Here is a 4139-nt window from a genome sequence, read left to right on the forward strand (position 1 = left end):
GGTAATCCCCCCGAAAAACCAGCGCAGTGAGAAGTAGAAGTTTTCGAAGGAAAATTTCTACCATGAAGAAGTCCCGATTCACCGACAGCCAGATCATTGATGCGCTCAAGCGCGTGGAGGCTGGCTTGGCCGTGCCGGAGCTGTGCCGAGAGCTGGGCATCAGCACGGCCACGTTCTACAAGTGGCGCTCGAAGTTCGGCGGCATGGATGCCTCGCTGATGGCGCGCATGAAGGAGCTGGAAGAGGAGAACCGCCGACTCCGCAAGATGTACGTCGAAGAAAAGCTCAAGGCCGAGATCGTGTCGGAGGCCCTCGCAAAAAAGTGGTGAAGCCATCTCGCCGCCGCGAGATGGCTCAACGATCGGTTCAAGAGTTTGGCGCTTCGATCAAGCTGGCCTGTCAGGCCTTCCAGATCAGCCAGGCTTGTTATCGGTACGAGGCCAAGCACCAGGCCGAGAACGATGAGATCGCCGACTGGCTGCTGCGCTTGACGGACAACAACCGCAACTGGGGCTTTGGGCTGTGCTTCCTGTACCTGCGTAACGTCAGAGGCTTTGCCTGGAACCACAAGCGCGTGTACCGCATCTACAGGGAGCTGGAGCTGAACCTGCGCATCAAGCCACGCAAGCGCCTGGTGCGCGACAAGCCCCAGCCGCTATCGGTACCAGAGGCCATCAATCAGGTGTGGTCAATGGACTTCATGCACGACCAGTTGGAGGACGGCAGAAGCTTCAGGTTGCTCAACATCATCGATGACTTCAACCGCGAAGCACTGAGCATTGAGGTCGACTTCTCGCTGCCCACGCTGCGGGTGATCCGCACGCTCACACAGGTCATAGCCTGGCGCGGCAAGCCGCAGGTCATTCGCTGCGACAACGGGCCGGAATACATCAGCGCAGCCATCGAAGCCTGGGCCAAGTCATGGGGCATTCGCTTTGAGCACATCGAACCGGGCAAGCCGCAACAGAACGCCTATGTCGAACGCTTCAACCGGACGGTGCGCTACGAATGGCTCTCGCAGTACCATTGGACAGACCTCGATGAGGTCAGGCTGTACGCCACCCAATGGATGTGGATGTACAACCATGAACGCCCAAACATGGCCTTGGGCGGCATCACCCCCAAGCAGCGGTTGGCCATGGCCGCATAGCTCTACTTCTCAGAGCTCTGGTTAATGGGGGGGATTACCGAGTGTGCAAAAGCCTTGTTCCATTTTCGCAGTGCGCTACTTCAATAGGGTGATGAGCCAAGGGATGCCTCGATCTAGGACGAAAGTGCCTCCAATGACACACAGCAAGAACACAACGCCTTGAACCAAAGGTGACCTATGAGCTTTCAGGCCCATTAAGCCGGGACCGATTGCAAGCCAGATTGTTAAGCCTCCGATGGTGGCTGTAAGCGCGATATCCAAAGGTTGACTAGGTTTGCGATACAGGAATGCTACACCCACACTAGCGAGGGCAAACCAGAGCTTTGATTTGTCGCGCTTGTAGAGCGGGATACCTAAGTTTTTCGGTTCTAGCTCCATTGCACCCAGCGCATTCTTTCTTGGTTGTTGAAGTGTGACCGAATGAGGTCTATCGGTTCAAGATAGCGGTTGCTCGAAGAGAGCCTAACTACCAAGGTAACCGGCGCCGGAGCCCGCTAGGGCGGAGGGCACAACCAAGGGCCATGAAAATGCCGAAGGCATGGCCCTTGGTTGCGTCCGCGTTGACCTGACAGTTAGGCTGGGGCGCGGAGTGGAAGGTTTTTCGATGCGGTGGAACCTGAATTTTTGCATACATGCTTGTATATCAGCGATTGTTGTAGCTATTGGAGCTTATCTATTATTTTGCTCCAATTGTTCTTTCGACTTTTGTCTTCCGTGCTGAATGAGTTTTCGTCGAACCAGCGAAAGCCTACATCTTTGCGAGGCATTCCGTCTTTTTTGGGTTGGCTTATATACGAGGCGTAGATGGATTCAACTCTTTTGGCCAGTTCGGTGTGAGTGTATACGTAATATTCGGGGCTGCCTTCCGCAAGAAGGTTGACGAGAACGACGAAATCTATATTTTGTGTTGTTGCGGAGAACTTTGCGCCAAGTCGCCAGCCAAGCTTGTTTTGTATTGACCTTGTTTTTACCTGAATCGTTACGCTTTTTTGGCCGTCGAGCGAGGTTGCCACGATGTCAAAAAGAGGGTTGTTTTTGGGGGTAAGGATCGCGAGGACGCCTTTTCTGCACAGTTCGGCGCATACAAAATATTCTCCCGTTGCGCCAATTAAGTTAAGGTGCGACATTTTTTATCGATTCAAGAAGCCTAACGCCCAAGTTCACCGGCGCCGGAGCCCGAAGGGCGGAGGGTACCAACATGGGGCAATAAAATGGCGAAGCCATGCCCCATGTTGGCGTCCGCGTGCAACGCCCAGTTAGACGGCATTTTCATTGGGCTGAAAACTTTTGAAGTGTTTCTTTTGTGAATTTCTGAATGCCAATTGATAGATTTGGCCGAATACCTGCAGGTGCACCAATTTTTGCCATTAAGAATTCAATCAGTGGGGCATCAGGATCGGGGAAGTTTTGAGCTAGCCGATCAACAAACTTTTTCATTGCAAGCTCACCTTCGTTCATGTCGCGTTTTGCCCATTCCATCGACTTGTCAATGTTGAACTTGTCTTGAAGGCCATGCTTGGCGGCATTTTTTGCGTCGGCTTTGACCATTTCGTTTACGACCAACTGCCAAACCACTGAATAATCCGGAGTTTTTATAAAGTTCTTGTTGTTCTTCCATTCGGTCATTAGCGAAAGGCAACCAGTGTATGCAATGCAATACTGCAACCATGAATCGGTCATTAGCGCGTTTATGTTCTTGAACTCTGCCGATTGGAGGGGCGGCAAATCCATGAGTATTGGCAGCCTTCTATGAAGCACGCTGGCCTCAGCGACAGCTCGCGCAGCCAATCTTTCGGCGCGTTGTTTTGCCTTCTCAAGTCGATCGTTACTGCTTATTGGGCTGGCTGCAACGGTTGATATTGGGGGTGTTGACTCAGTTTTTTGCGATGAAAATGCAGGCAAGAGCAACAATGCCCCGACCAAAATAGCAAAAACCCAGCCGATTCCCTCCACTCCATCTTCTGAAAAGCGGTAAAGCTGGACCTGATTAGAAACCTGCCTCAGCGAGGCTCACCCCATGAGCTTGTGACTCACTAATCTGTGGTCTTCTTACAGTGGGGTGAGCACCATGGCCTTCAACCAGATTCAGTTCCAGCACGGCATGTCGATTCCGGAATTCCTTCGTAGCTTTGGCACCGAGGCACAGTGCGCCGAAGCGATCAAGGCCGCGCGCTGGCCTGAGGGATTTCGCTGTCCGCGCTGCTCCAGCAGTGATCACTATGTGGTCGGCCACGGTGTCCGTAAGCTCTTCCAGTGCAATGGCTGTCGGCATCAGACCTCCCTGACCGCAGGCAGTCTCATGGCACACACCAAACTGCCCCTGACGACCTGGTTCTTGGCCATCTACCTCATCAGTCAGGCCAAAACCGGCCTGTCTGCCCTGGCGCTCAAGCGTCAGCTTGGCGTGAGCTATCCCACTGCCTGGCTGTTGCATCAGAAGATCAACCGGGCCATGGCCTCGCAAGACGCCACCCACCAACTCAGCGGCACGGTGCAACTCGATGACGCTTACCTCGGAGGCGAGCGCACAGGCGGCAAAGTCGGTCGGGGCTCCGAGAACAAGGTCCCCTTTGTCGCGGCTGTCTCGGTCAATGATCACGGGCATCCGATGTTCATCAAGCTCAATGTGGTCAGAGGGTTCACCTCTGAAGCGATCAGCAAGTGGGCCAAGTCCAATCTGGCACCGGGCACCAGCGTGCACAGCGATGGTTTGGCCTGCTTCAGTGCGGTGGCCGATGCCGGTTGCCTTCACCTCCCGATGGTGGTCGGCTCCCTCAAGCCGCGCGACCTGCCCAGCTTCAAGTGGGTCAACACCGTGCTGGGCAATCTCAAGACCACGTTGGCCGGAGCCTTCCATGCCCTGAACTACCGCAAGTACGCCGAGCACTACCTTGCTGGCTTCGCCTACAGGTTCAACCGCCGCTTCGATCTGCGTGGTCTGGTCGCAAGTCTCATCGTCGACGTCGTGAGAGCAAAGCCCATCAAGGAA

4 protein-coding genes are annotated in these 4139 nt (G+C 54.3%); 2 read left to right on the forward strand and 2 right to left on the reverse strand.

Features of this window, described 5'->3' with window-relative positions:
• The first annotated feature begins 62 nt into the window (after positions 1 to 62).
• Positions 63 to 1150, forward strand: a protein-coding gene (locus WIT60_RS16780; RefSeq protein WP_339582359.1) for an IS3 family transposase whose coding sequence is annotated in 2 segments (ribosomal slippage) — positions 63 to 315 and positions 315 to 1150 — 1089 coding nt in all. Because the reading frame shifts where the segments join, the coding sequence is not laid out codon by codon here.
• Between the two features lie 659 nt (positions 1151 to 1809).
• Here the strand turns inward: WIT60_RS16780 and WIT60_RS16785 are convergent.
• A complete protein-coding gene (locus tag WIT60_RS16785; protein WP_339584969.1) occupies positions 1810 to 2277 on the reverse strand; it encodes a hypothetical protein in 468 nt (155 codons plus the stop codon).
• Positions 2278 to 2419: 142 nt separating this feature from the next.
• A complete protein-coding gene (locus WIT60_RS16790) occupies positions 2420 to 3103 on the reverse strand; it encodes a hypothetical protein (RefSeq protein WP_339584970.1) in 684 nt (227 codons plus the stop codon).
• A 115-nt stretch (positions 3104 to 3218) separates the two neighbouring features.
• Between WIT60_RS16790 and WIT60_RS16795 the strand changes: the two genes are divergently transcribed.
• Positions 3219 to 4139, forward strand: a 921-nt coding sequence (locus tag WIT60_RS16795) for an IS1595 family transposase (protein WP_339581920.1), incomplete at its 3' end; no start/stop codon positions are given.

This window comes from Aquabacterium sp. G14, from assembly GCF_037482285.1.
Taxonomy (GTDB): Bacteria; Pseudomonadota; Gammaproteobacteria; order Burkholderiales; family Burkholderiaceae_C; genus Aquabacterium.